Origin of the sequence: Pseudahrensia aquimaris (genome assembly GCF_042676045.1) — a bacterium.
Lineage (GTDB): Bacteria > Pseudomonadota > Alphaproteobacteria > Rhizobiales > Rhizobiaceae > Pseudahrensia > Pseudahrensia aquimaris.
This window is the reverse complement of sequence record NZ_JBHTJV010000009.1, coordinates 592,703-614,127: the sequence shown is the minus strand read 5'-3', so window position 1 is coordinate 614,127 and position 21,425 is coordinate 592,703. Positions and strand designations below refer to the sequence as shown.

Annotated in this window: 19 protein-coding genes and 1 pseudogene; 9 read left to right on the top strand and 11 right to left on the bottom strand. The window is 56.0% G+C overall.

Annotated elements, in window-relative coordinates:
* Nucleotides 1-154 precede the first annotated feature (154 nt).
* The 5 genes and pseudogenes from ACFQ14_RS11700 to ACFQ14_RS11680 form a co-directional block, all read right to left on the bottom strand.
* Nucleotides 155-478: pseudogene (locus tag ACFQ14_RS11700) on the bottom strand (septal ring lytic transglycosylase RlpA family protein); the annotation flags it as partial.
* A 62-nt stretch (nt 479-540) separates the two neighbouring features.
* Nucleotides 541-1,530, bottom strand: a complete 990-nt coding sequence (gene acuI, locus ACFQ14_RS11695; RefSeq protein WP_377212912.1) for an acrylyl-CoA reductase (NADPH) — start codon at nt 1,528-1,530, stop codon at nt 541-543.
* A gap of 10 nt (nt 1,531-1,540) precedes the next feature.
* Entirely contained in the window at nt 1,541-2,044 is a 504-nt protein-coding gene (lspA, locus tag ACFQ14_RS11690; protein WP_377212911.1) for a signal peptidase II, read from the bottom strand.
* Entirely contained in the window at nt 2,034-2,879 is an 846-nt protein-coding gene (locus ACFQ14_RS11685; RefSeq protein WP_377212910.1) for a TrmH family RNA methyltransferase, read from the bottom strand. Before ACFQ14_RS11685 ends, lspA begins: the two co-directional genes overlap by 11 nt.
* Nucleotides 2,876-3,937, bottom strand: coding sequence for a class I SAM-dependent methyltransferase (locus tag ACFQ14_RS11680; RefSeq protein WP_377212909.1), 1,062 nt, complete (start codon nt 3,935-3,937; stop codon nt 2,876-2,878). Before ACFQ14_RS11680 ends, ACFQ14_RS11685 begins: the two co-directional genes overlap by 4 nt.
* A gap of 108 nt (nt 3,938-4,045) precedes the next feature.
* Between ACFQ14_RS11680 and ACFQ14_RS11675 the strand changes: the two genes are divergently transcribed.
* The gene (locus ACFQ14_RS11675; RefSeq protein ID WP_377212908.1) at nt 4,046-4,510 is read left to right on the top strand and encodes a CoxG family protein; all 465 of its coding nucleotides are present in this window, start codon (nt 4,046-4,048) and stop codon (nt 4,508-4,510) included.
* 246 nt (nt 4,511-4,756) lie between these two features.
* Here the strand turns inward: ACFQ14_RS11675 and ACFQ14_RS11670 are convergent, their stop codons facing one another.
* The 3 genes from ACFQ14_RS11670 to sppA form a co-directional block, all read right to left on the bottom strand.
* Nucleotides 4,757-5,137, bottom strand: coding sequence for a LapA family protein (locus tag ACFQ14_RS11670; RefSeq protein ID WP_377212907.1), 381 nt, complete (start codon nt 5,135-5,137; stop codon nt 4,757-4,759).
* A 53-nt stretch (nt 5,138-5,190) separates the two neighbouring features.
* A complete protein-coding gene (locus ACFQ14_RS11665; RefSeq protein ID WP_377212906.1) occupies nt 5,191-5,475 on the bottom strand; it encodes an integration host factor subunit beta in 285 nt (94 codons plus the stop codon).
* A 176-nt stretch (nt 5,476-5,651) separates the two neighbouring features.
* Nucleotides 5,652-6,617 carry a signal peptide peptidase SppA gene (gene sppA / locus ACFQ14_RS11660; protein ID WP_377212905.1) on the bottom strand — a complete coding sequence of 322 codons (966 nt, stop codon included), beginning with the start codon at nt 6,615-6,617 and terminating at the stop codon, nt 5,652-5,654.
* Between the two features lie 153 nt (nt 6,618-6,770).
* Here sppA and mnmD point away from each other — a divergent pair, with 153 nt between their 5' ends.
* On the top strand, nt 6,771-7,499 hold the full coding sequence (gene mnmD / locus ACFQ14_RS11655; protein ID WP_377212904.1) for a tRNA (5-methylaminomethyl-2-thiouridine)(34)-methyltransferase MnmD: 729 nt from the start codon (nt 6,771-6,773) through the stop codon (nt 7,497-7,499).
* The gene (locus tag ACFQ14_RS11650; RefSeq protein WP_377212903.1) at nt 7,496-8,575 is read left to right on the top strand and encodes an NAD(P)/FAD-dependent oxidoreductase; all 1,080 of its coding nucleotides are present in this window, start codon (nt 7,496-7,498) and stop codon (nt 8,573-8,575) included. Before mnmD ends, ACFQ14_RS11650 begins: the two co-directional genes overlap by 4 nt.
* Here the strand turns inward: ACFQ14_RS11650 and ACFQ14_RS11645 are convergent.
* A complete protein-coding gene (locus tag ACFQ14_RS11645; protein ID WP_377212902.1) occupies nt 8,572-9,528 on the bottom strand; it encodes an NAD(P)H-dependent flavin oxidoreductase in 957 nt (318 codons plus the stop codon). The two genes, ACFQ14_RS11650 and ACFQ14_RS11645, sit on opposite strands and share 4 nt — an antisense overlap.
* A gap of 188 nt (nt 9,529-9,716) precedes the next feature.
* Here ACFQ14_RS11645 and ACFQ14_RS11640 point away from each other — a divergent pair, with 188 nt between their 5' ends.
* Nucleotides 9,717-10,949 (top strand): hypothetical protein, encoded by a 1,233-nt coding sequence (locus ACFQ14_RS11640; RefSeq protein WP_377212901.1) that lies wholly within the window; start codon nt 9,717-9,719, stop codon nt 10,947-10,949.
* Nucleotides 10,950-10,958: 9 nt separating this feature from the next.
* Here ACFQ14_RS11640 and ppk2 read toward each other — a convergent pair whose 3' ends face one another.
* Both ppk2 and ACFQ14_RS11630 read right to left on the bottom strand, forming a co-directional pair.
* Nucleotides 10,959-11,828 carry a polyphosphate kinase 2 gene (gene ppk2, locus ACFQ14_RS11635; RefSeq protein ID WP_377212900.1) on the bottom strand — a complete coding sequence of 290 codons (870 nt, stop codon included), beginning with the start codon at nt 11,826-11,828 and terminating at the stop codon, nt 10,959-10,961.
* Between the two features lie 135 nt (nt 11,829-11,963).
* Nucleotides 11,964-12,473, bottom strand: coding sequence for a GcrA family cell cycle regulator (locus tag ACFQ14_RS11630; protein WP_377212899.1), 510 nt, complete (start codon nt 12,471-12,473; stop codon nt 11,964-11,966).
* 491 nt (nt 12,474-12,964) lie between these two features.
* On the opposite strand from ACFQ14_RS11630, the gene ACFQ14_RS11625 reads away from it, so the two are divergent.
* From ACFQ14_RS11625 to ACFQ14_RS11605, 5 genes are all read left to right on the top strand, one after another.
* On the top strand, nt 12,965-14,188 hold the full coding sequence (locus ACFQ14_RS11625; RefSeq protein ID WP_377212898.1) for an aspartate aminotransferase family protein: 1,224 nt from the start codon (nt 12,965-12,967) through the stop codon (nt 14,186-14,188).
* A 5-nt stretch (nt 14,189-14,193) separates the two neighbouring features.
* Nucleotides 14,194-15,120, top strand: coding sequence for an ornithine carbamoyltransferase (gene argF / locus ACFQ14_RS11620; RefSeq protein WP_377212897.1), 927 nt, complete (start codon nt 14,194-14,196; stop codon nt 15,118-15,120).
* Between the two features lie 49 nt (nt 15,121-15,169).
* Nucleotides 15,170-16,156, top strand: coding sequence for an Hsp33 family molecular chaperone (locus tag ACFQ14_RS11615; protein ID WP_377212896.1), 987 nt, complete (start codon nt 15,170-15,172; stop codon nt 16,154-16,156).
* Nucleotides 16,157-16,358: 202 nt separating this feature from the next.
* On the top strand, nt 16,359-17,936 hold the full coding sequence (locus ACFQ14_RS11610; protein WP_377212895.1) for an efflux RND transporter periplasmic adaptor subunit: 1,578 nt from the start codon (nt 16,359-16,361) through the stop codon (nt 17,934-17,936).
* Nucleotides 17,937-17,939: 3 nt separating this feature from the next.
* On the top strand, nt 17,940-21,422 hold the full coding sequence (locus tag ACFQ14_RS11605; protein WP_377212894.1) for an efflux RND transporter permease subunit: 3,483 nt from the start codon (nt 17,940-17,942) through the stop codon (nt 21,420-21,422).
* The last annotated feature ends 3 nt before the right edge of the window (nt 21,423-21,425 follow it).

Genomic DNA, 21,425 nt, shown 5'->3' with positions numbered 1-21,425 from the left:
ATTCGAGGCCAGAAAAATCGGCCTGCGCAACATCCCAGCTTTGTACTGGCCTTTGAATTGGACGCGCCGGCTTGAGAGGCAAAAGGCTTGCACCATCGTTGAGCGTACGGCAGATGCGGCCTTTGGCGAAACGCTTTCCCTCACGCGAAATGCCAACGCGGGTCCATCCAGCCCAGCGGAAGCCGAGTTTTGTAGCGACCATTTCCGTCAAATCAATCACGCGCCCTTTTATAAATGGCCCACGGTCGTTGATCGTGACCACTGCGCTCTTGCCGTTGCGCAAATTCGTGACGCGCACTTTGGAACCCAGAGGCAATGTGCGGTGAGCGGCAGTCATGGAGCCAGGATTGGCCCTCTGGCCGCTGGCGGTTTTCGAGGTCATCGCATACCAAGATGCCTTGCCGCATTGGGCTTGCGCTATCGCAGGCATGGCAAGCGCCATAGCGGTGGCAGCTATGGTGATTTTGACGTGTGACATAAAAAGAAAAAACCGGCACGCGATGAACATGCCGGTTTCTTGCTTTGTAAATGCGGCGAAGATTAGAGCGTGGCGACGACGCGGCCCCGGATCTTGCCTTCAACAATGTCGCTGGCAGCACCGATCAGATCATCAAAACCGATCTCGGTGGACAGGCTCTCCAGCTTGCCCATGTCGAGATCTCTGGCCAAGCGCGACCAAGCTTCCTGACGGATCGACTTCGGTGCCATCACGCTGTCGACACCCAACAGGCTGACACCGCGTAGAATGAACGGCATCACGGTTGTTGGTAGATCAAAGCCTTGTGCCAAGCCACAGGCAGCGACAGCGCCGCCGTATTTTGTCTGCGCCAACACGTTGGCAAGCGTATGGGAACCGACGCAATCGACGCCGCCAGCCCAAAGCTCTTTGCCCATTGGACGGCCCGCTTCGCTCATTTCAGCCGCGTCCATTATCTGGCTTGCACCCAGATCTTTCAGGAAATCCGCCTCGCTGGTGCGGCGTGTTGTGGCAATAACTTCGTAGCCGAGCTTGGAAAGGATCGACACGGCGACCGTGCCGACGCCACCATTTGCGCCGGTCACAACGACCGGGCCGCGGTTTGGCGTGATATCGTGACGCTCCAGCGCCATGATGCACAGCATCGCTGTGTAGCCGGCGGTGCCGATTGCCATTGCCTGTGTGGCAGAAATGCTATCGGGACGATGAATCAGCCAGTCGCCTTTAACGCGCGCTTTTTCTGCGTAGGCACCCCAATGGGTTTCACCCACGCCAAAGCCGTTCAAGATCACATCGTCACCAACAGAGAACTCAGGATTGTCCGAGGCAGTCACCTTGCCTGCGAAATCAATGCCGGGAACCATGGGCCAATGGCGCACGACCGGCGATTTCCCGGTGATGGCAAGGCCGTCTTTGTAGTTCACGGTGGTGGCTTCCACGGCGACGGTCACATCGCCTTCCATCAAATCGGAATCGGAAAGCTGGGTCATTTCGACGGACTGTTTCTTGTCTTCGTCGCGGGAAATAAGGATGGCCTTGAATGTGTCGGACATGGTTGCTCCGTTAGGCTGAAGGGTTCGTTTCGTCTTGGCTGTCTTTTCGACGCATGGCAAGAATTTCATCCAAAATGATCGCAGCCGCACCCACAGAAATAAAGGCATCGGCCAGATTAAACACTGCAAACGCCCATGTTTGGGTGTGCAGTAAGACCATGTCGATCACATGCCCCCACAGAGAGCGGTCAATGAGATTGCCGATCGCGCCCGCGATGATTAGCGCAAAACCCAGGTGTGAAAGCCAGCGTGCAGCAGGCACTTTTGACCACAGATAGATCATCAACAGCACAACCACGAGCGCTAGAACGATCAAGCCTGTAGCACCCGCCCAATCGAACATGGAGAAGGCGATACCTGTATTGTAGGTGCGGTAAAGAGAGAGGATTGAGACGAGGTTGATCGCCTCTTGCAGCGGCAGATAGGCTTCCGTCGCCCATTTGGACACTTGGTCCACGACGATCAACCCGACTATCAAAGCGACCGTCCAAGGTTTGATGAAATCAAAGCGCATGGCGGCGGGCCTCAAACAGCATGATGCCTGTGGCAACGGCGAGGTTGAGGCTGTCTGCCTGCCCGGCCATAGAGATGAGCGCCAGGCGATCACAAGCGCTCGCTAGATCGTCGGTCAGCCCCTGCTGTTCATTGCCCATCAACAGAAGTTGCGGGCTGTTCGTGTAGTCGATGCTGCGATGGTCAATCGCACCTTTAAGATGCGTTCCTGTAACGTGACCTTTAAAATCTTCACGCCACTTTTCGGCAAAACCGACAAACGCTTCCTCGCTCATCCGCACCAGAGGCACGTGAAAGAGCGAGCCCATAGTGGCGCGCACGGCTTCCAACGCGAAAGGGTCGGTCGTCTCGCCAACCAGAATGACACCTTTTGCGCCAAGACAATCGGCCGTTCGGATGATTGTTCCCAAATTACCGGGGTCGCGGACACGATCCAGCGCCAGCCAGCAATCGTTTGCGACGGGCTTGATATCGGTCGGTGTTGTGAAGCGCTGTTCCAATACGCTGACAACCATCTGAGCGTTATCGCGGCGTGTGATCGAGGTGAGAATTTTATCGCTCACGATCAACACGTCACCGCCTAGCGCACGGGCCTGAATCGCAAGCGCCTGCACTTTATCGCGGAGATTATTGTCTTCCAGCGCTTTCTTGCCGTGGATCAGCGTGCGCAGCCGCCAGCCCGCTTCCATGGCGTCAGTAGCGAGTTTCAAACCCTCCGCGAGAAACAAACCTTCCCGGTCGCGGTTTTTCTTCAGCGCGAGTGCCTTGATATCTTTGATAATCGGGTTGGAAGTGGCGGTGACTTCTTTGATTTTTCCCTGAATGGTTGCGCTCATACGTCGACGCCCTCACCAATGTGGCGCGAGAACATGGAGGTCGACAACATCCGCTCGCCGCCTTCCTGGCGCAGGATGAGTTCGCCCGTCTCGATGCGCCCTGCCATGCCCGCGAAAACCTCTTGCATGAGTTCATGAAGGGCGAACGAGGATGCACGGATAGCGTAGGATGTGAGAACGGTCATGATTGGTTTCTCAGCCTGCAATTGGCGCACGAGGTCCAGCATGAGCGGCACGTGTTCGAAAAATTGCCAGACTTCGCCCTTGGGTCCGCGGCCGAAGGCGGGCGGATCAAGCAGGATGATGTCGTAGGTGTTTCCCCGCCTGACTTCGCGGGCACAGAATTTCACCGCATCTTCGCAAATCCAGCGAATGGGCGCGTCTTGCAATCCGCCCTCCAACTGGTTTTCCCGCGCCCACTGGATCGCCTTCTTCGACGCATCCACATGGGTTACTTCCGCTCCTGCGCGTGCGCCAACCAGCGAAGCGACGCCGGTATATCCAAAAAGGTTCAGCATTTTCACTGGGCGCTTGGCGGCGCGGATGGCGGTTTGCATCGCGTGCCAATGGGCTGCCTGCTCTGGAAAGACGCCGACATGGCGAAACGAGGTGAAACGCCCGTGGAAGCCAACACCATCAAAGGCCAGCGGCCACGTTTCGCCGCGATTGCCTTTGGGAAACTTCCAGCGTCCTGCACCCTCTTCTTCCGTATTGCCGGTGAAGATTGCATCCGCTTGGTCCCACGTGGACTGTGGCAGTGCAGGCAGCCATAGCGCTTGCCCTTCAGGGCGATCAACGATGACGTCGCCGTATCGCTCCAACTTGCGGCCCGCGCCGCTGTCGAGCAGGGCATAATCGGCAGTGGCTTCCGTCTCCAAAACCATTGATGTGCGTTCCGCGAGGCGTGCACCTTTCCACACCATGCGTTCCGGCAAGGGCTCGGGCGGGGGCTTGGAATTCTCACGCGGTCGCGCCTGGCCATTGGCTGACGCTCGGGGCCGCTTGGCGATGGACGGGGCGCTTGGGCGGCGCTGTGATTTGTATTTCGGCTTTGCCATGAACCTGCTGTAACCAAAAGAGGGGCTGGCGGAAAGTCTTGGTTGCAAGCTGGCCTGCGCCGCGCTTCAATGTGTTTTGTTGTTTACGCCAAAACGAGAACCACCACTATGGAAATGAACGGAAGTCACATTATCCCGGCAGACCGCGAAACGGTTTGGATGGCGCTGAACAACCCAGATGTTTTGCGGCAGGCGATTCCCGGTTGCAAAGAGCTGGAGCAGATCGGCGAAAACCAGTTGGCCGCAAAAGTCGTTGCCAAGGTTGGACCCGTGAAAGCGACTTTCAAGGGCGAAGTGACGCTAGAAAATATAGTGGCGCCAGAAAGCTACACAATTACGGGTGAAGGCAAAGGCGGCATCGCGGGCTTCGCAAAGGGCGGTGCGAATGTGAAGCTGACAGAAGTGGAAGGCGGAACCCAACTTGATTATAGCGTCGATGCGAAGGTAGGCGGTAAGCTGGCGCAACTCGGCTCGCGGCTTATCGACGGCACAGCAGCAAAGCTCGCGAACGAATTTTTTGAGAATTTCTCAGAAATCGTATCGGGAGAAGGCGAAGAAGCCGTTGACGCGTGAGTTATTCACAGCTCTCGGTTTTGACCATCTGGGCCCGATGCGGCTAACGTAAAGTCAAAATGGCGTGCGCCACCAATAGTCTTGTTTGAGGGAATACCGAAATGGCTGATTCAACTTACAGCGAAAATCACTGGAGCTGCTTCTTCTGGGGTTTGGTAATTTGCGCCATTTTGGCTTTCATCACCTATTCATTCGGCTAGAGCCGCCCCTAAAACCCTTGGTTTTTGGTCTGTTTGGTTTTTGAAGCTAAGCGGCCTTTGACGGCGAAGGCAAGCCACGAGCCGCGGGGCTTGAGTCTGCTGAAGCGACCTTCTGAGCAAGCTCGTTGGCACGTTCTTTTTCTTTATCGGCCTCGAAGTGCCATTTGGTCGCCTCTGCCTTACGCACACGCGCTGCTTTGCGGTGCTTGCCCTGTTTCAGCCACGTGGTGAAAGAGCCGATCAAGATACCCACCAAGAGCGTTGCAAAGAATGCGATAAACAAAGGCACTTGGAAAGAAAACAGCGGTTCCCCGCCCACATCCGGCGGAATGAATACCTGAATGAGCTGACGGTTGTTTACCGCCAGCCAAATCACGATGATGGCGATCGGGACAATTATCAATAGGATCAGCAGCCGCTTGAGCATTAGTCAGTTCCTGTCATTAACGCTGGCGCTTTGGCTGCTGCCCTGATCGACAATCAGGATTGTTCGTTGAGCCGTTCGCGCAATTCTTTACCTGTTTTGAAGAATGGCACCGCTTTGGCCTCCACTTCAACCTTTTCTCCCGTGCGCGGGTTGCGGCCGGTGCGTGCACCCCGGTGTTTCACCGAAAAAGCACCAAAGCCGCGCAGTTCAACGCGATCACCGTCTGACAGCGCGCCGGTGATCTCGTCAAAAATCGCGTTGACGATGTTTTCGACGTCGCGCTGATAGAGATGTGGGTTTTGTTCAGCAATTTTCTGAACCAGTTCCGATTTAATCATGCTTTTTCCGAAGCGCCTTATCTCCGACGCATCGCCCTCTCCGAAAATGTATTTCTCAAATTCAAAACAGCGTCAATTTCTGGGTTTTGTCGCTGCTTGAACCACCTGTTGCCTGCGTAAGTTTCCCAAGCCTTACCCAACGGCAACACGTATAAAGTCTTTTTTATGTTCTCCAGTCAACCGTGCCAAACGGACAACAAGCCGTCAAGAAACAGACGCTTTGGTACGATGGCGGGCAGCGTGTCCGGGTCGATGCCGTCAAGGCCACTGCTTGTATCGCCCATCATCCATCTCACAGCACGAGCGGTAAAGGGAATGGCAGAGACGTTGGACTTTACTTTCCAGTCCAGCACTTTCAGGTCGTCGGACAGTCCCTTTTCATCGACCAGCCACTTGCGTGCAACATCTTCGCCGCCCAAAGCGTCGATGAGTTTCAGGTCAAGCGCGCGGGTGCCTGAATAAACTGAACCATCGGCTAGCCGCAGCACTTCTTCGCGCGGTAGCTTGCGCCGCTCGGTTACCAGATCGACAAACCAGCGGTAACCATCATCGATTAGCGTCTGCAACATTGCGGTAGCCTCGGGGGGCGATTCGTTGAACGGTGATGGTTCTGCCTTCAAGGGGGAGGACTTCACCTCTTTCATTTCTATGCCAATTTTCGCCAGCAATTCTGAAGCTTGGGGATATTGAATGATCACACCAATAGAACCGACAATAGACGAATTGCGTGCCACGATGTGATCGGTCGCAGAGGCAATCATATATCCGGCAGATGCTGCCAAGGTTCCTACGCTGGTAACGGTCGGCTTCTTTTCGGTAAGATTGCGCACCGCCTCATAGATGGCCTCCCCGCCAACGGTAGTGCCGCCGGGCGAATCAATGACCAGCACAACGCCTTTGACATTGTCGTTGTCTTCAACCTCTTTGATCAGCTGAAGCAGCTTGCGGTTTTCTGTAATCGTGCCTTCAATTTCAACGCGAGCGATATGATCGACGGCGGTGGCTGCACCTTTGAAAACGCCCAGAGAGGAGAGCAGAGCCAGCACAACGGCGGCAAATGCTAGAAGCGCGGCGATGCGCCAGAAGCTCACCTTTTTGCGCAGACTTCGGCGGTCAAGAATGTGGTCGATATCAGTGGTCATCGGGGAGCCCTTCAAGCTGTTCTCAAGGTGGCCAATTCATTCTCTGTCCCTAGGCCGATGCAACGCACGGCGCAAGTCGACGGCAAGGCGCAGGGTAAGCGAAGAATGAACGGGACTTTGCCAGCATGCTTCTAGTCGTTCTAAGACGCTTGCATGAACAATGAAAAAGACAATTGGGTGGCGGTCACGCCGAGACAGCGCGCTGTTTTGGAATGGGACGAGGCGAACCAGCCTTACTCAACGCAGTTTGAAGACCATTATTTCAGCAGCGGCAAAGGGCGCGAGGAAACACGCTTTGTGTTTCTGCAGAGCAATGGCCTGCCGGAGCGCTGGAGCGGGATGTCTGACTGTGTGATCGGGGAATTGGGCTTTGGAACAGGGCTTTCATTTCTTGAGACGTGGGCCACTTGGCGCGAGAATCGCGTTGAAGGGCAGCAGCTTATCTTTCAATCGGTCGAGGGCTTTCCCATGTCTGCGCAAGACTTAGAACGCGCGCTTTCACCTTGGAGCGACCTTTCCCCTCTCAAAGAGCATTTGCTGGAAATTTGGGAAGAGCTGGCAAACGGTCCCGTTCAGATTGACGAGCAAACGGTTTTGCAAGTGGTCATGGAAGATGTGACGATCGCGCTAGAGCGTTTTGAACATCCGGTTGATACTTGGTTTCTTGATGGCTTTGCACCTGCGCGCAATCCGCAAATGTGGTCAGTACAGGTGATGGAAAGCGTGGCTGCAGCGAGCGCCCCGGGTGCCCGGTTTGCCAGCTATACGGCAGCGGGCTGGGTGCGACAGAATCTGCGGCAGGCGCGATTTCAGGTTGAACGCCGACCCGGCTTTGGCAACAAGCGGCATATGATTGCTGGATATTTGGAAGATGCCATATGATCGTTGTCGTTGGCGCAGGCATTGCCGGGCTGTCGCTCGCTTGGGCGCTGTTGCAAAAGGGTGCCGACGTGACCGTGTTGGAAGCCGCAAGTGTCGGCAGCGGCGCGAGCGGTGCAGCGACGTGCTACCTTGAACCGCGGCTTGGTACGACGCCGATCAGGCGGTTGGAGTGGGAAGGGTTGCAAGCCTGGGAAGACTACGCCGCACGGCTTTCTTCAGACAGCGGCACCGATGTTGAATATTGGCGCGAGGGGCAAATTCGTGTGACGCTTGCCGAAAATCTGGAACGGTTTGTTGCCGACTACGACGAGCGCACAGACTATGGCTGGCATGTCGATCTGCTATCAACAGACGAACTGTTGCAGCGCGAGCCGATGCTTTCGCCAGATCTCGTAAGAGCAGCCTATGTGCCAATCGTTCGTTGGGCCAATGGGGCGACGGTGTGCGCTGCGATGGCGGTGGCGATTGAGAAGGCAGGCGGAACCATAAAAACCGGTTGGTCCGTGGAGCGTTTGGAAACAACGGCTTCTGATGTGATCGTTCATTCGCAAGATGGCGGCAGCGTTACGGCAGAAACCGTGGTTTTCGCAAACGGATTGGGCGCAAATAGTGTTGCTGGAACGCCGGAAGACTTGCCAGTCAGCCGCGCAGTTCGCGGCGTCAATTTAGTCGTCGACATGAGCGGCGCTGCGCAGCCGATCAGGCATCTCATCAAACACCGCGATGGCACGCTTTGCCCGCGTTTGGGCAGCCGACTGATCATCGGACCTACTTACGAGCACGGAATTGACCACCACGATGTAGCCGATGATGTTATCGAGATGCTGTATTCTCGCGCAGCGCCCATCGTTCCGGGCCTGCGCGACATGCCTCTGATCGGTGTGACAAGCGGAATTCGCACAAAGATCGGCAATGGCCAGCTGGCACTGGGTCGTTCAAGCGCGAACCCAAGAGTTGCTTTCTCACTAGGCCACGCAGGAAGTGGCTTTCTCCGGGCCCCCATAGTGGGTGATGCGTTGGCAGACTATCTGCTGAACGGTGAGCGGCACCCACTGCTGGATGCCGTCTTGCATTAAGTGGCGAACAGGCGCTCGCGAGCGGCGGCGTACTGGTCTTTCAATTGCTGCACCATTTCAGCGGTCGTCATCACATGGTCAATTGCACCAATGCCTTGGCCAGAACCCCAGATATCTTTCCAAGCCTTAGTGGTATCAGAACCGAAATTCATAGCACTGGGATCGCTCTCTGGCAGATTGTCCGGGTCCATCCCGGCATTGACGACAGACTTCTTCAGGTAGTTGCCGTGAACGCCAGTGAAGAGGTTGGAGTAGACGATGTCGTCCGCCTTACCCTCAGCAATCGCTTCCTTATACTCGTCAACCGCGCGGGCTTCTTTGGTGGCAATGAAGGCGGAGCCGATGTAGCCAAGATCAGCGCCCATGGCCTGCGCTGCCAGCACGGAATCACCACGAGCAATTGCGCCGGACAGCAGCAGTGGGCCGTCAAACCATTCCCGAATTTCCTGGATCAAAGCCAGCGGCGACAGCGTTCCCGCATGGCCGCCAGCACCGGCTGCAACAGCAACCAGGCCATCAGCGCCCTTCTCAATTGCCTTGTGGGCGAAACGGTTGTTGATGATATCGTGCAACGTGATGCCACCATAGGAATGGATGGCATCGTTGACCTCCGGCCGTGCGCCCAGCGAGGTGATGACGATTGGCACCTTATATTTTACGCACATTTCCAAGTCGTGTTCCAAACGGTCATTCGATTTGTGAACGATCTGGTTGACAGCAAACGGCGCGGCGGGTTTGTCCGGGTTTTCACGGTTGTATTTGTCCAGCGTTTCGGTGATTTCGTGCAGCCATTCATCCAGCTGGGCCGCAGGGCGGGCATTGAGCGCAGGGAACGAACCAACAATACCGGCCTTGCATTGCTCAATCACCAATGGCGGGTGCGAAATGATGAAAAGCGGCGCGGCGACCACCGGCAATTGAAGATTGTCTTTAAGAATTGAAGGAAGAGCCATTTTCATTTTTCCGCTGGATGTCAAATTTTGCGCCACACTAAGACTTCTTACCAATACGTCAATTGCGTCCTTATGGTCTGTTGTCGCTCAATTCCGGTGCGCTCGCCGTGGGAAAGCGGGTTTATAGACGTTTGCAATCGGCTCTAGGGCGGTTAGAAAGGAACGAATGCTGTGGCGGGAGAATTTGTGTGGCCGGTTTCGAAGATCTGATCCGAGGCGCATTGGCAAAACAGGCCGATCCGACGCCGGAAGCACGCGAGAAAATTTACGATTCAGCACGTCAGGCTTTGCAGCGTATGCTGGAAGGCAACGATGCATTGGCGCCCGAAGTCGTTCAGGCACAGCGCGTGAAACTTAACGAAGCTATTGCTTCCATCGAGGGCGAATACTTAGCGGATGTAACAAAAACAGCGTCCGAGGAACCAACACCGCCGCCACCTCCCACCGCGCCAGTTGCGCCCATGCCACCACCGGTCGCAGCAACTCCAACGCCTGCCCCCATCGATGCACCTGCTCCAGCGCCAAAGGCTGAAAAACCATTCCGGCCAGAGCCCCAGATCAGTGCACCAACTCGGGCAACACCGCAGGTCGATACTCCTCGGGTTTCCCAGCCAAGTGCACCTGCTCCAACTGGCGAGCTTTCGGCATCGCGCCAACAACCGGCCGGTTCATCGTCGCCTGAGCCATCTGTTTCGCGGCCAGTAGCACCATCCATTCGCGAAATTCCAGAACCGCCCTCGCCACCGCAGGACACGGAATATCCCGAAGCCTACATCGGTGATGCCTTGCGAGAGAAAAAACCCTACGCAAAGATTTTGCTTTGGGTAATCATACTTGTCGGTCTCGGCGTCGGTGGCTGGTGGGTATATTCCAATGGCCGTGCGCTGATTGAACAAGAACTTGGCGGCGGTGTGCCCAATCCACCGCGCACTTTCGAATCTGGAGCATCCGCCGGTGCGCAGGATGAGGAAGGTTGGGTGACAGTCTTTGCTCCGCAAGACAACGCACAAAACGTCGGCACGCCTGGCGCGGGCGCTGCGGAGTTGCAGCAGGACGGAACGCGGCCAATCATGCGTCTTGCCTCGCCGGATGCGGCGCTAACAAACAATCTGCTCATCCGTTTGCCACGCGGTTCAATGAACGAATTACAAGGCAAATCCGCGACGTTCGAACTTATCGTTCGCTCCGGCGGCGATGAAGACCAGAGCTTTGTGATTTTCTGCGAATTTGGCACGATGGGAGAGTGTGGGCGTAAGCGCTTTGTCGCTGGGTCAAACCCACGTCCTGTGCTTTTTGACGTGCTGATAAATGATGTGACGCTTGGCGCTGACGAAGATGCATTTATCTCCATCAACACAGATTTCGAAGGCACAGGGCGTGCGCTTGATCTCTATTCTATTCGCGTTCGTGAAAGCGGCTAAGCTACGTTGCTAAGCCCCTGCCTTGTTGATGAACAATGGTCCTTGCCCGATGATCTGGGGGTCTAGTCGACCAATCGCGCGGGTGTCTTTGCCCTCATATTTAAGTGAGCGAAGAATATGGCGCATCGTGTTGATGCGTGCGCGGCGTTTGTCGTTTGAACGAACAATCGTCCACGGCGCGTGGGGCGTGTGGGTCTTTTTCAACATCAAGTTACGCGCTGCGGTGTAGTCGTCCCACTTCTGCATCGCTTTGATATCCAAGGGCGACAGTTTCCAGCTTTTGAGGGGGTTGTGACGGCGATCGTGGAAGCGCTTGATCTGCATTTCTTGCCCGACATTCAGCCATATCTTGAAAAAGGCGATGCCTTCATCGGTTATCTGTTTTTCAAAAGACGGCACCTGAGCGAGGAAGTGCTTGTGTTGTTGAGGAGTGCAAAAACCCATCACAGGTTCGACGCCTGCTCGATTATACCAAGAGCGGTCGAAAAGGATCATTTCGCCATCGGTTGGAAAGTGATCGACATAGCGCTGGAAATACCACTGGCCTTGCTCCGTCTCGGTCGGCTTGGTGAGCGCAACTGTGCGGGCATGGCGGGAATTGAGATAGGAGCGCACAGCGTTGATGGTGCCGCCTTTACCGGCGGCATCCCGGCCTTCAAATATGATTATGATGCGCTGGCCGGTCTTTTGCTGATGCGCCTGAAGCTTCACAAGCTCCAGATGCAGGGCATCGAGTTGGCTGTTGTAAGCGGAGCGCTTCAATTTCTCATCATAGGGATAAAGGCCAGAGCCAAACGCCTCATCAGCGATCCAATGGGGCAATTGCGGATCTTCAAGATCGAATTTCCGCGCCTTTCCGCCAATGGTAATGTTCAACATCGCACTTAGCCCTCCAACACCTGTCCGGCGAGGCAATCGCACCGCTTGCCCTCTGTCAACTGTCGCGAGCCAACCACATAAAGCAAAAAGCCCGCCAAAAAAGGCGGGCTTTTGGAATTTGTTGGATGCAAAAGCCTAGCGGCGGCGACGGCGCTCACTTGGTGGCTGGAAGGCCAACTTGTTGTGAAACTCACAATAAGGCTTGTCGTCTTTGGTCTTGTGTCCGCAAAAGGAAAAGCCGGGCATCGTTGGGTCGCCATGGGGCCACTTGCACGTGAACTCCGTGATTTCCAGAAGCGTCAGCTTTTTCGACTCCGGCGCGACCAAGCTTTCGACTGGCTTGGTCAGAACTTCGCCGTCAACATCTGGCGCAGCTTTTGCCTTGTTGGTGCGGCCTGTTGATGGGCGCGCGCGCTGGTAGGTGCCAGTGCTTGATGCTGTTCGCGCCGTTGTTGTCGGCTTGCGGCGTGGTTTCGCACCACCGCCAGTGTTCGACTTCACCCGACCCGACAGGCCCAAGCGGTGAACCTTACCGATCACAGCGTTACGCGTTACGCCGCCCAGTTCAGCCGCAATTTGGCTGGCGCTCAGGCCATCGGCCCAGAGTTTGCTTAGCTTCGCAACGCGATCATCGGTCCAGGCCATATTTGTGCTCCTCGTATATCTCTGACCGTTGGAAATATCCTGCTGAATACCCAACGACATTGACTGCGCTGCCGCAGAAATAAGCGCGCAAAAATCCAGCATCAGCCAATGGCTAAATTGAAAAACCCCAAAAATTACGGGGATAATACTTGGATTTGAGCCCGCAGATTTCTTGCGCAGTCTCGTTGAGGGGCAAACTAGAGGGCTGCGGAGTCAGCGGCAAGAGTCCTTGTCAGCGAACGAATCAATTTTTCAACTTGTCCCCAACCAAACGAATCAAAATTCCCGAAATCGGGGAAAACCTGCGGTGTTGGCGCAAAATTAATCTCTTTTTAACCCTCTCAAGCCGCCTCCCGGCCCTTTGCATTGCGAAGAAAAAGCCGAAAGCGCTTGGGTTGAAGATGAATTGACACCGCAGGCTCCCATTATAAGATGCAATTTCAATGCCGCCGCTGGCGGCTTTTTTTGTTGCAAACAGAAGTGCACACATCATGGCTCCCCATCCGGCGCCCGCGACAGGCGATACATCACCGATCTTCAACACATTCGCGCGCAAGCCCCTGCGCTTCGAACGTGGCGAAGGTTCGCGCTTGTTTACTGAAGATGGCGAGACCTATCTGGATTTCGCCGGTGGCATCGCCGTGATGGCGCTTGGCCATTCGCACCCGGTTTTGGTGGAGACGATCAAGAACCAGGCCGAAAAGCTGTGGCACGTTTCCAATCTTTACGACATTCCGGGTCAGACAGAACTTGGAAACAAGTTGGTCGAGAATACATTTGCCGACAAAGTGTTTTTCACCAATTCCGGCACGGAAGCACTGGAACTGGCGTTCAAGACGGCACGGCGTTTGCATTATGCTAATGGGAATCCGGAGCGCATCGATATTCTCACATTTGATGGCGCCTTTCACGGTCGTTCGCTCGCAGCAATCGCAGCAACGGGCAACGAGAAATATCTTGAGGGTTTTGGCCCCAAGGTTGAAGGCTTTATCCAATTGCCTTTCGGTGACCACGAGGCGCTGAAGGAAGCGGCTGCACGGGAGACGACAGCCGCTATCCTAATCGAGCCAGTGCAAGGCGAAGGCGGCATCCGCCCCGTTCCGCACCAATGCTTGCGTGGCCTGCGCCAGCTTTGCGATCAGCATGGCATTTTGCTGATTTACGATGAAGTGCAGTGCGGCGTCGGCCGGACAGGCAAATTCTTCGCCCACGAATGGGCCAGCAACGATGCGGGTTCTGCCGAGCCAGACATTATGGCTGTTGCCAAAGGCATTGGCGGTGGCTTTCCGCTTGGCGCATGCCTCGCAACAGCGGCCGCAGCCGAAGGCATGACGCCGGGCAGCCACGGCACGACATATGGCGGCAACCCGCTGGCTATGGCGGTCGGCAATGCTGTGATTGATCTGGTTCTGGAAGAGGGCTTTCTCGAAGACGTTCAGGACAAGGCGATCTGGCTGCGGCAGCGGCTGGCCGAATTGGTTGATAGCCATAGCGATCTGCTCGACGAAGTGCGCGGCGAGGGTCTGCTTCAAGGTTTGAAGTGCAAGGCATCCAATCTTGATGTGGTCGCCGCGTTCCAAAGCGAGCATCTGCTGAGCGTTCCTGCTGGCGACAACGTCGTGCGCCTGTTGCCACCGCTCAATGTGGAGCTTGATGTCCTGGCCGACGCGGTGAACCGCATGGATGCGGCTTTAACCGCCATGGGTAAAGCGTAACCGCCATGCCCAGACACTTTCTCGATATTGCCCGCTTCGATGCGGATGAACTCAGAGCTATTCTTGACGACGCCAAGGCTATCAAAGCCGCACGCGAGGCCGTCGCCGCTGAAAAGCCGCTGGCAGGAAAAATGCTAGCGATGATTTTTGACAAGCCTTCGACACGCACACGCGTGTCGTTCGATGTTGGCATGCGCCAACTTGGCGGCGAGACTTTGATACTGGATTCTTCGGGATCGCAAATAGGTACCGGCGAGACAATTGCGGACACAGCCCGTGTCTTATCGCGATATGTGGACGCCATAATGATCCGCACAACCGAGCACGACCGCCTGTTGGAAATGGCAGAATACGCGACCGTGCCGGTGATAAACGCGCTGACCGACGACACGCATCCCTGCCAGATCCTGGCCGATGTCATGACGTGGGAAGAACATCGCGGCTCTGTAAAAGGCAAGACGATGTCGTGGTATGGTGACGGCAACAATGTGCTTCATTCGTTTCTTGAGGCCGCGCCGCGCTTTGGTTTCGACGTGAACATCGCCGTGCCGGAAGGCCACGACCCCCAAGACCGCTATGTAGCAGAAGCGCAATCTGGCGGCAGCGCTGTTCAATTGATCCGCGATGCGGCGGCGGCGGCGCAGGGGGCAGACTTGATCGTCACGGACAAATGGGTGTCGATGGGTCAGGAAAAGGCTGGTGGTCACAACACCTTTGCGCCTTATCAGGTGAATGAGCAGATCATGAAAGCCGCCAAGGATGATGCATTGTTCATGCACTGCCTGCCTGCAAAGCGCGGTGAAGAGGTGACGGACGCTGTTATCGACGGGCCACAATCTGTGGTGTTTGACGAGGCCGAGAACCGCCTGCACGCTCAAAAGAGCATCCTAATGTGGTCCCTTGCACCGGGCTACAAGCCTCCCCAAATATAGCGGCGAAATTTGAATAGAGGCGGGCCTCGCGCCGCCGGAAAGCAATCACATGGCTCAAACCCAGGAAACTGCCGCAATCGCGCTGGCGGGGCTCGATGCCGTCATTCCGTTTCAGGTCGCTCCGCTCGATGTGCGCGGACGCGCGGTCCAGCTTGGGCCGATGCTGGATGCGATGTTGGGACGGCACGATTATCCCCAGGCCGTAAGCCGTCTGATTGCGGAAGCGGTGACGCTTACGGTTTTGCTCGGCACCGCGCTGAAATTTGAGGGCAAATTTATCCTCCAAACCCAAACCGATGGTGCTGTGCCGCTGATCGTGACGGAGTTTCGCACGCCTTCATCCGTGCGCGCTTACGCAAACTTTGACCGCGAGGCGGTTGATGCACTGGTGGCAGAGGGAAAATCCGACGCCCCGTCGCTGATGGGCAACGGCATTCTTGCCATGACCATCGACCAAGGCACTTACATGCAACGCTATCAGGGCATCGTGCAGCTGGACGGGATCACGCTGGAGGAGGTGGCGCGGCGCTATTTTCTTCAGTCAGAACAGATCCCAACCGAGGTGCGGCTTGCTGTTGGCGAAACGCTGACCCGTGGCGAAGACGGCAAACCGATCAGTGGCTGGAGCGCTGGTGGCGTGTTGCTGCAATTTTTACCCGATTCCGAAGAGCGGATGCGGCAAAAGGATTTGCACGGCGGCGACGGCGCGGAAGATTATGAATTCTCAACCGACGATGCTTGGGCGGAAGCCTTGGCGCTGATGGGTACGGTTGAGGATCTCGAGTTGACGGATCGTGATGTGGAGCCGGAACGGCTACTATACCGCCTTTTCCATGAGCACGGCGTTCATGCCTTTGACGCCAACCCGGTGTTCGACGATTGCGGTTGTTCAGAGGACAATGTGCGCGGTGTGCTTTCCGGCTTCACAGCCGAACAATTGAATGAAAGCACGGAAGAGGGTGAAATCACGGTGACCTGCGAATTTTGCTCCAGCACATACCGCTTCAGCCCCAGCGAATTTACAACGTCACAGTAACCAAACCCGTGAATTTGCCGCATTTGCAACGCTGAAAGTATGGTAGGTAATTGCAAGTAAGGAATGAGCAGCGGTGCGACAGAGCCGCTGTCTCGCGCATCGGGAGCCGCCTTTACAAACTTTAACTTGGTTCTGCTCGTATAGATTATACGATACATGCAGCCGAAATTGTATTTGCGCGATACACCGTTAGGAGCGCTTGATGCTCAAAAAAGTCGATGAAACAGAACGTTACGAGATGACTGACGACAATACGGCGGCCGAAAACGCGCAGACTAAACCAGCGCTATCAAAAGAAGCCGCCAACGTCGTGCGCATCGCCCGTTCTGTTGGCCAGGCCATCTTCATGGTCCTCATCATTGCCGGTTCGGTGATGGTGATGAACCGTATCATCGACTCCAAACCACCGACAAAGAGCCGCCCTTCGTTTAAATCAGCGTACACGGTTGATCTTTTCACGGCGTCGGCGGCGGACAATCAACCCACTTTTGTCTCTTACGGTCAGGTTGCAGCCGCGCGGACGGTGGAACTGCGTTCGCTGGTTTCTGGCGAGATTGTTGCGGTCAACGCGAAGCTGCGCGCTGGCGAAACCATCGCAAAGGGCGAAACGCTCGTCGAAATCGACAGCTTTGAATACAAGGGGGCGCTTGCAGAAGCACAGTCGAATTTGCTGGAAGCAAAAAGCCGGATTACCGAGAACGAAGCCCGCATACAGCTTGAAAACTCCAAACTGGAAAGCCTGCAAGAGCAGCTTGCTTTTGCGCAGGCCGATCTGGACCGCATAACCCGCCTTCGCCAACGCGGCCAATCAACCGAACAACAACGTGAAGCCCGCCAATTGGTGGTGAGTCAGCGGCGGCAGGCCAGCGCTTTGGCGCAAGATACCATAAAGGTTGAGCAAGCACGCCTCGCGCAGCTTCAGGCATCTTTGCAACGGCTGGAATGGAAAGTTGAGCAAGCGCAGCGCAACCTTGACAGCACCAAGCTCGTCGCTCCCTTCACAGCCATCGTGCGCAGCGCGGCTGCTGATGTTGGCAGATTGGTTAGCGCCAACGATGTGGTCGTTTCGCTTTACGAAGAAGGCACGCTGGAAACGCGCTTCACGCTCACCGACGAGCAGTATGGACGTCTGCAAACGGGGCAAGACGGACTGTTAGGGCGTGTGGTTGATGTTACATGGACCGTCGGCGGCAAAAGCTATGTTTGGCCAGCAACGATTGATCGCCTCGGTGCAGAAATCGCCTCCAGTCGCGGTGGCGTTGAGGTCTATGCGCAAGTGGGCGATGCCGATAACGCAGTAGCACTGCGGCCCGGTGCTTTCGTTGAAGTGACCGTGCCGGACGTGACGTTTTCCGACAGTTACCGCGTCCCGGTTACGGCGATATATGGCTCCGACACTGTCTACGTTGCGGTTGATGGCAAGCTCGAAGAGCGCAAGGTTGATGTCGCCGCTTACGAAGGCGAAGACGCAATCATCGCGACAGGCGTGAACGAAGGCGACCAGATACTAACCACCCGCATTACCGAGGTCAGCGCTGGCCTTGCTGTGCGCACCGAAGAAGAAGCAAACGCGCCGCAACCTCCACGGGAGGAAGGCGCACCCTCCGCCGATGGCGGCCCGCCGACAGGGCGCCCGACACGCGAGGAGATCGCTAAGCTTCTCGACGACAATAAAATGAGCCGTGAGCAGTTTCAGGCCATGCCTCAAGACGAGCGGCGCAAGCTTATCCGCGAATGGCGCCAGGCCAAGGCGAAGCCAACCTCTACGTCTGGCAGCTAGATCATGGCAACGCGCACCCTGCCCACTGGTGGACTCGTTAGCCTTTTTGTAAGGCACCGCAACGCCGCGAACCTTGTGATGATCCTGATGATTATCTTTGGTGTTTTCGCTATTGGACGCATCAACACGCAGTTTTTGCCAAAGGTCGAAATTCCCGTCATCACAGTGGGTGTCGCTTGGTCGGGTGCCAGCGCGGAGGATGTGGAAGCCAACATTCTGGAAATCATGGAGCCGGAATTGCGCTTTCTCGATGGCGTTGACCGGGTTACATCGCGAGCGCGTGAAGGCACCGCCTCGATTGGCTTGGAATACAAGGCTGAGAAAGACCTGGCCGATGCGCTGCGAGAGGTGGAAACCGCCGTTAAGGCGATCACCAATCTGCCGGAGGATTCTGAGACACCAACCGTGCGGCAAGCTGCACGCGGGTTTGACCGCGTAGCGCGGCTGGCGGTGACGGGCGATTTTCCTGAAAGCACGCTTAGATTTTATGCAAAGAAAATCCGCGATGACCTAATCGATCGTGGCATCGACAAGGTTACGATGGTCGGGCTTCGCTCCCGCGAGCTCAAGATTGATGTGCCCGAGCAGGAATTGCGGCGTCTCGATATGACGGTGCAAGATATATCCGCCGCCATCGCCGCCAACAGCCGCGACCTGCCGTCTGGCCAGATGGAAGGGCAGATGGAAACCCAGTTGCGCACCGTGGCAGATGCGGAGTCGCCAGAAGCCCTAGCGCGTCTGGAGATCAAGTCTTTTCCCACGGGAGAAAAGGTACGTTTGGGCGACATAACCACCATTCGCTCCGGCTATGACGACAGCCAAAGCCAGGGTTTTGTCGGCGGCAAAAGAGCGATCCAGCTCACCGTTGAGCGGGCAGACAGTGCCGATACGCTTAAAACCGCGCGGTTGCTGTTGTCTTATGTAGACGAAATCAAAGATCAGTTGCCGCCGGGGCTGGAGCTTGCAGTCTACGATATTCGCGCCGACGCGCTGACCCAGCGCATCATGGTGCTTGTCAAAAACGGCCTTGGTGGGCTGCTTCTGGTTGTTCTCATTCTGTTTGTCTTTTTGAATGCACGCATCGCGTTCTGGGTCGCGGCCGGCATTCCCGTCGCGATGTTGGCGACCATCGGCATCATGTATGTCACCGGCCAGACAATTAACATGCTCACCCTGTTTGCCCTGATCATGATGTTAGGGGTGATCGTTGACGACGCCATCGTGGTCGGAGAACACACTGCCACCCGTTTTGCGCAAGGCGACGGGCCTTATGAGGCTGCTGAAAACGGGGCGGGACGCATGGTCGTGCCCGTCACCGCAGCCATGATCACCACAATTGCAGCTTTTGCGCCTGTGCTGGTGATTACAGGCGTAATAGGCCAGATCGTGAGCGTGCTGCCGTATGTGGTGATCGCCGTTATTCTGGCAAGCCTGATCGAGTGCTTTCTCATCCTGCCGGGCCATCTGGCGCACACTTTGCAGCCGCGCCAATACAAGCGCTGGTCATACTGGCGTCAGTTCACGATTGCGCTTGTCGTAGCCGCCTTTGGCGTATCGATCTCTGGCGACAATGCCGGTGGCTGGTTCGTCGAGGTGAGCAAAGGCGTTATGCAGTTGATCCGCGATTACCTGCCACTGCCAATCATACCCGGTTCCGCCCAAGGGCTTGTTGACGCCGCCCAATCTTGGCGCGCTGATGTCTCTTTCCCTGTGTTTATGCTGGCACTGGCAGTTATCGCCTACACGCTATCAGTGCTCGTTGAGGCCGTAGCCTCGGCGTTCGGCGCGTGGCGCAGGCGCGGGCGCACCGAAGATCAAATGATGGAAGAAGGCGCATTCCGCAAAGGCTTCGACCGTCAGTTTGAGCGATTCAAAGAAGGCCCGTTCAACTGGTTCACCCGCCTCACTTATCGCTATCGCTACATCACGATTGCTGTCGCCATCTCCACGTTCCTGATCGGTGCCATTGGCATGATGGCCGGTGATAAAGTGGGCTTTGTCTTCTTCCCCACAGCAGAGGCTGAAAACATTAACGCCCGCGTTGTCTTCAACGCTGGTGTTCCAGAGGAGAAAGCGGTCGATGCAATCAAACGCATTGAGGATGCTCTGCGCACCGCTGAGAAAAGCCTGTCCGATGACGGCGAAGTGCTTGTGACCGCAGCCTTCTCGACATACGGGGAAGCCGGACGAAGCGTTGGCGACAACCTTGCTTCAATCCGCGTTCAGCTGACCAGTTCCGAGGTTCGCACTGTTCGCACACCTGAAATTGTGCGGGCTTGGCGTCAAGCCATTCCGAAGATTGCAGGCGTGCGTCGCGTGGCTGTTTTTGAGAGCCGTGGCGGACCTCCTGGTCGCGATATCGATATACAATTGCGCGGCGAAAATGCAGCTACGCTGAAACGTGTGGCAACTGAAATCATCCCGATTGTCGAGACCGTCAACGCCATCAGCGGCGTGGCCGACGATCTGCCCTACGGCAAGCCAGAACTGGTGATGGAAATGACGCCACGCGGCACCGCGCTAGGCTTCTCCATCGACGCCGTTGGACGCCAACTTCGAAATGCTTTCGAAGGTGCAATCCCACGCCGTTTCGCCGATGGCGACGATGAAATTACGGTTCGAATTACCAAGGTTATGCGTACTAAGGGCGTTGCGGCATTGCGCAACTTTGAACTGAAAAGCCCGGCTGGCGAGTTTGTGCCATTGTCGGAAGTTGTGACCATCACCGAACGGCAAGGCTTTGCCGCCATCGAACGGATTGATGGACGCGCGACGGTTTCTGTAACGGCTGATTTGAACACCGATATAAATACGACCGAAAAGGCCATCGAATATCTGGAACAGAGCGCAATGCCCAGCATCATCTCGCAGGCTGGTGTGGACTACCGCTATTCGGGTCGTGATGAAGAGCGCAAGGAAGCGTTTGCCGATTTGCAGATCGGCGTCGTTATTGCTTTGTCAGTCATCTACATCATTCTGGCATGGGTTTTTGCTTCGTATTGGCGCCCAATTTCAGTGATGGCGATCATCCCCTTCGGCGCGGTCGGTGCCGTGATGGGACACTATCTATGGGGCGTGCCGCTCACTATTTTTTCAATGATCGGTCTGTTGGGTTTGGCGGGTATTTTGGTGAACGACTCGATTATTCTTGTCAGCCGCCTTGATGAGCGGTTGGAAGAGGGAGATACGCTGGAAGAAGCTGCAATTGGCGCAAGCCGCGACCGCCTGCGCGCCGTTTTGCTCACCTCGCTCACTACAATCGGCGGCTTGGTTCCTCTGTTATATGAAAAGAGTGTGCAGGCGCAATTCCTCATTCCGATGGCATTGACGATGGTGTTTGGCCTTGCGATTGCCACGCTGTTGGTTCTGTTTTTGGTGCCAGCCATTATCGGTGTCGGTTACGATATCCGCGGCTTTTTCAGTGCGCTTTTCGGTCAACGCCGAAAGCAGTCAAAGGATGACCCGGGCCTACAAGCGGCGGAGTAGCAG

Excerpts from the sequence above, each read along its gene's own strand:
- acuI (WP_377212912.1), bottom strand. The coding sequence starts at position 1,530 with ATGTCCGACACATTCAAGGCCATCCTTATTTCCCGCGACGAAGACAAG.
- lspA (WP_377212911.1), bottom strand. The coding sequence starts at position 2,044 with ATGCGCTTTGATTTCATCAAACCTTGGACGGTCGCTTTGATAGTCGGG.
- ACFQ14_RS11685 (WP_377212910.1), bottom strand. The coding sequence starts at position 2,879 with ATGAGCGCAACCATTCAGGGAAAAATCAAAGAAGTCACCGCCACTTCC.
- ACFQ14_RS11680 (WP_377212909.1), bottom strand. The coding sequence starts at position 3,937 with ATGGCAAAGCCGAAATACAAATCACAGCGCCGCCCAAGCGCCCCGTCC.
- ACFQ14_RS11675 (WP_377212908.1), top strand. The coding sequence starts at position 4,046 with ATGGAAATGAACGGAAGTCACATTATCCCGGCAGACCGCGAAACGGTT.
- ACFQ14_RS11670 (WP_377212907.1), bottom strand. The coding sequence starts at position 5,137 with ATGCTCAAGCGGCTGCTGATCCTATTGATAATTGTCCCGATCGCCATC.
- ACFQ14_RS11665 (WP_377212906.1), bottom strand. The coding sequence starts at position 5,475 with ATGATTAAATCGGAACTGGTTCAGAAAATTGCTGAACAAAACCCACAT.
- sppA (WP_377212905.1), bottom strand. The coding sequence starts at position 6,617 with ATGACCACTGATATCGACCACATTCTTGACCGCCGAAGTCTGCGCAAA.
- mnmD (WP_377212904.1), top strand. The coding sequence starts at position 6,771 with ATGAACAATGAAAAAGACAATTGGGTGGCGGTCACGCCGAGACAGCGC.
- ACFQ14_RS11650 (WP_377212903.1), top strand. The coding sequence starts at position 7,496 with ATGATCGTTGTCGTTGGCGCAGGCATTGCCGGGCTGTCGCTCGCTTGG.
- ACFQ14_RS11645 (WP_377212902.1), bottom strand. The coding sequence starts at position 9,528 with ATGGCTCTTCCTTCAATTCTTAAAGACAATCTTCAATTGCCGGTGGTC.
- ppk2 (WP_377212900.1), bottom strand. The coding sequence starts at position 11,828 with ATGTTGAACATTACCATTGGCGGAAAGGCGCGGAAATTCGATCTTGAA.
- ACFQ14_RS11630 (WP_377212899.1), bottom strand. The coding sequence starts at position 12,473 with ATGGCCTGGACCGATGATCGCGTTGCGAAGCTAAGCAAACTCTGGGCC.
- ACFQ14_RS11625 (WP_377212898.1), top strand. The coding sequence starts at position 12,965 with ATGGCTCCCCATCCGGCGCCCGCGACAGGCGATACATCACCGATCTTC.
- argF (WP_377212897.1), top strand. The coding sequence starts at position 14,194 with ATGCCCAGACACTTTCTCGATATTGCCCGCTTCGATGCGGATGAACTC.
- ACFQ14_RS11615 (WP_377212896.1), top strand. The coding sequence starts at position 15,170 with ATGGCTCAAACCCAGGAAACTGCCGCAATCGCGCTGGCGGGGCTCGAT.
- ACFQ14_RS11610 (WP_377212895.1), top strand. The coding sequence starts at position 16,359 with ATGCTCAAAAAAGTCGATGAAACAGAACGTTACGAGATGACTGACGAC.
- ACFQ14_RS11605 (WP_377212894.1), top strand. The coding sequence starts at position 17,940 with ATGGCAACGCGCACCCTGCCCACTGGTGGACTCGTTAGCCTTTTTGTA.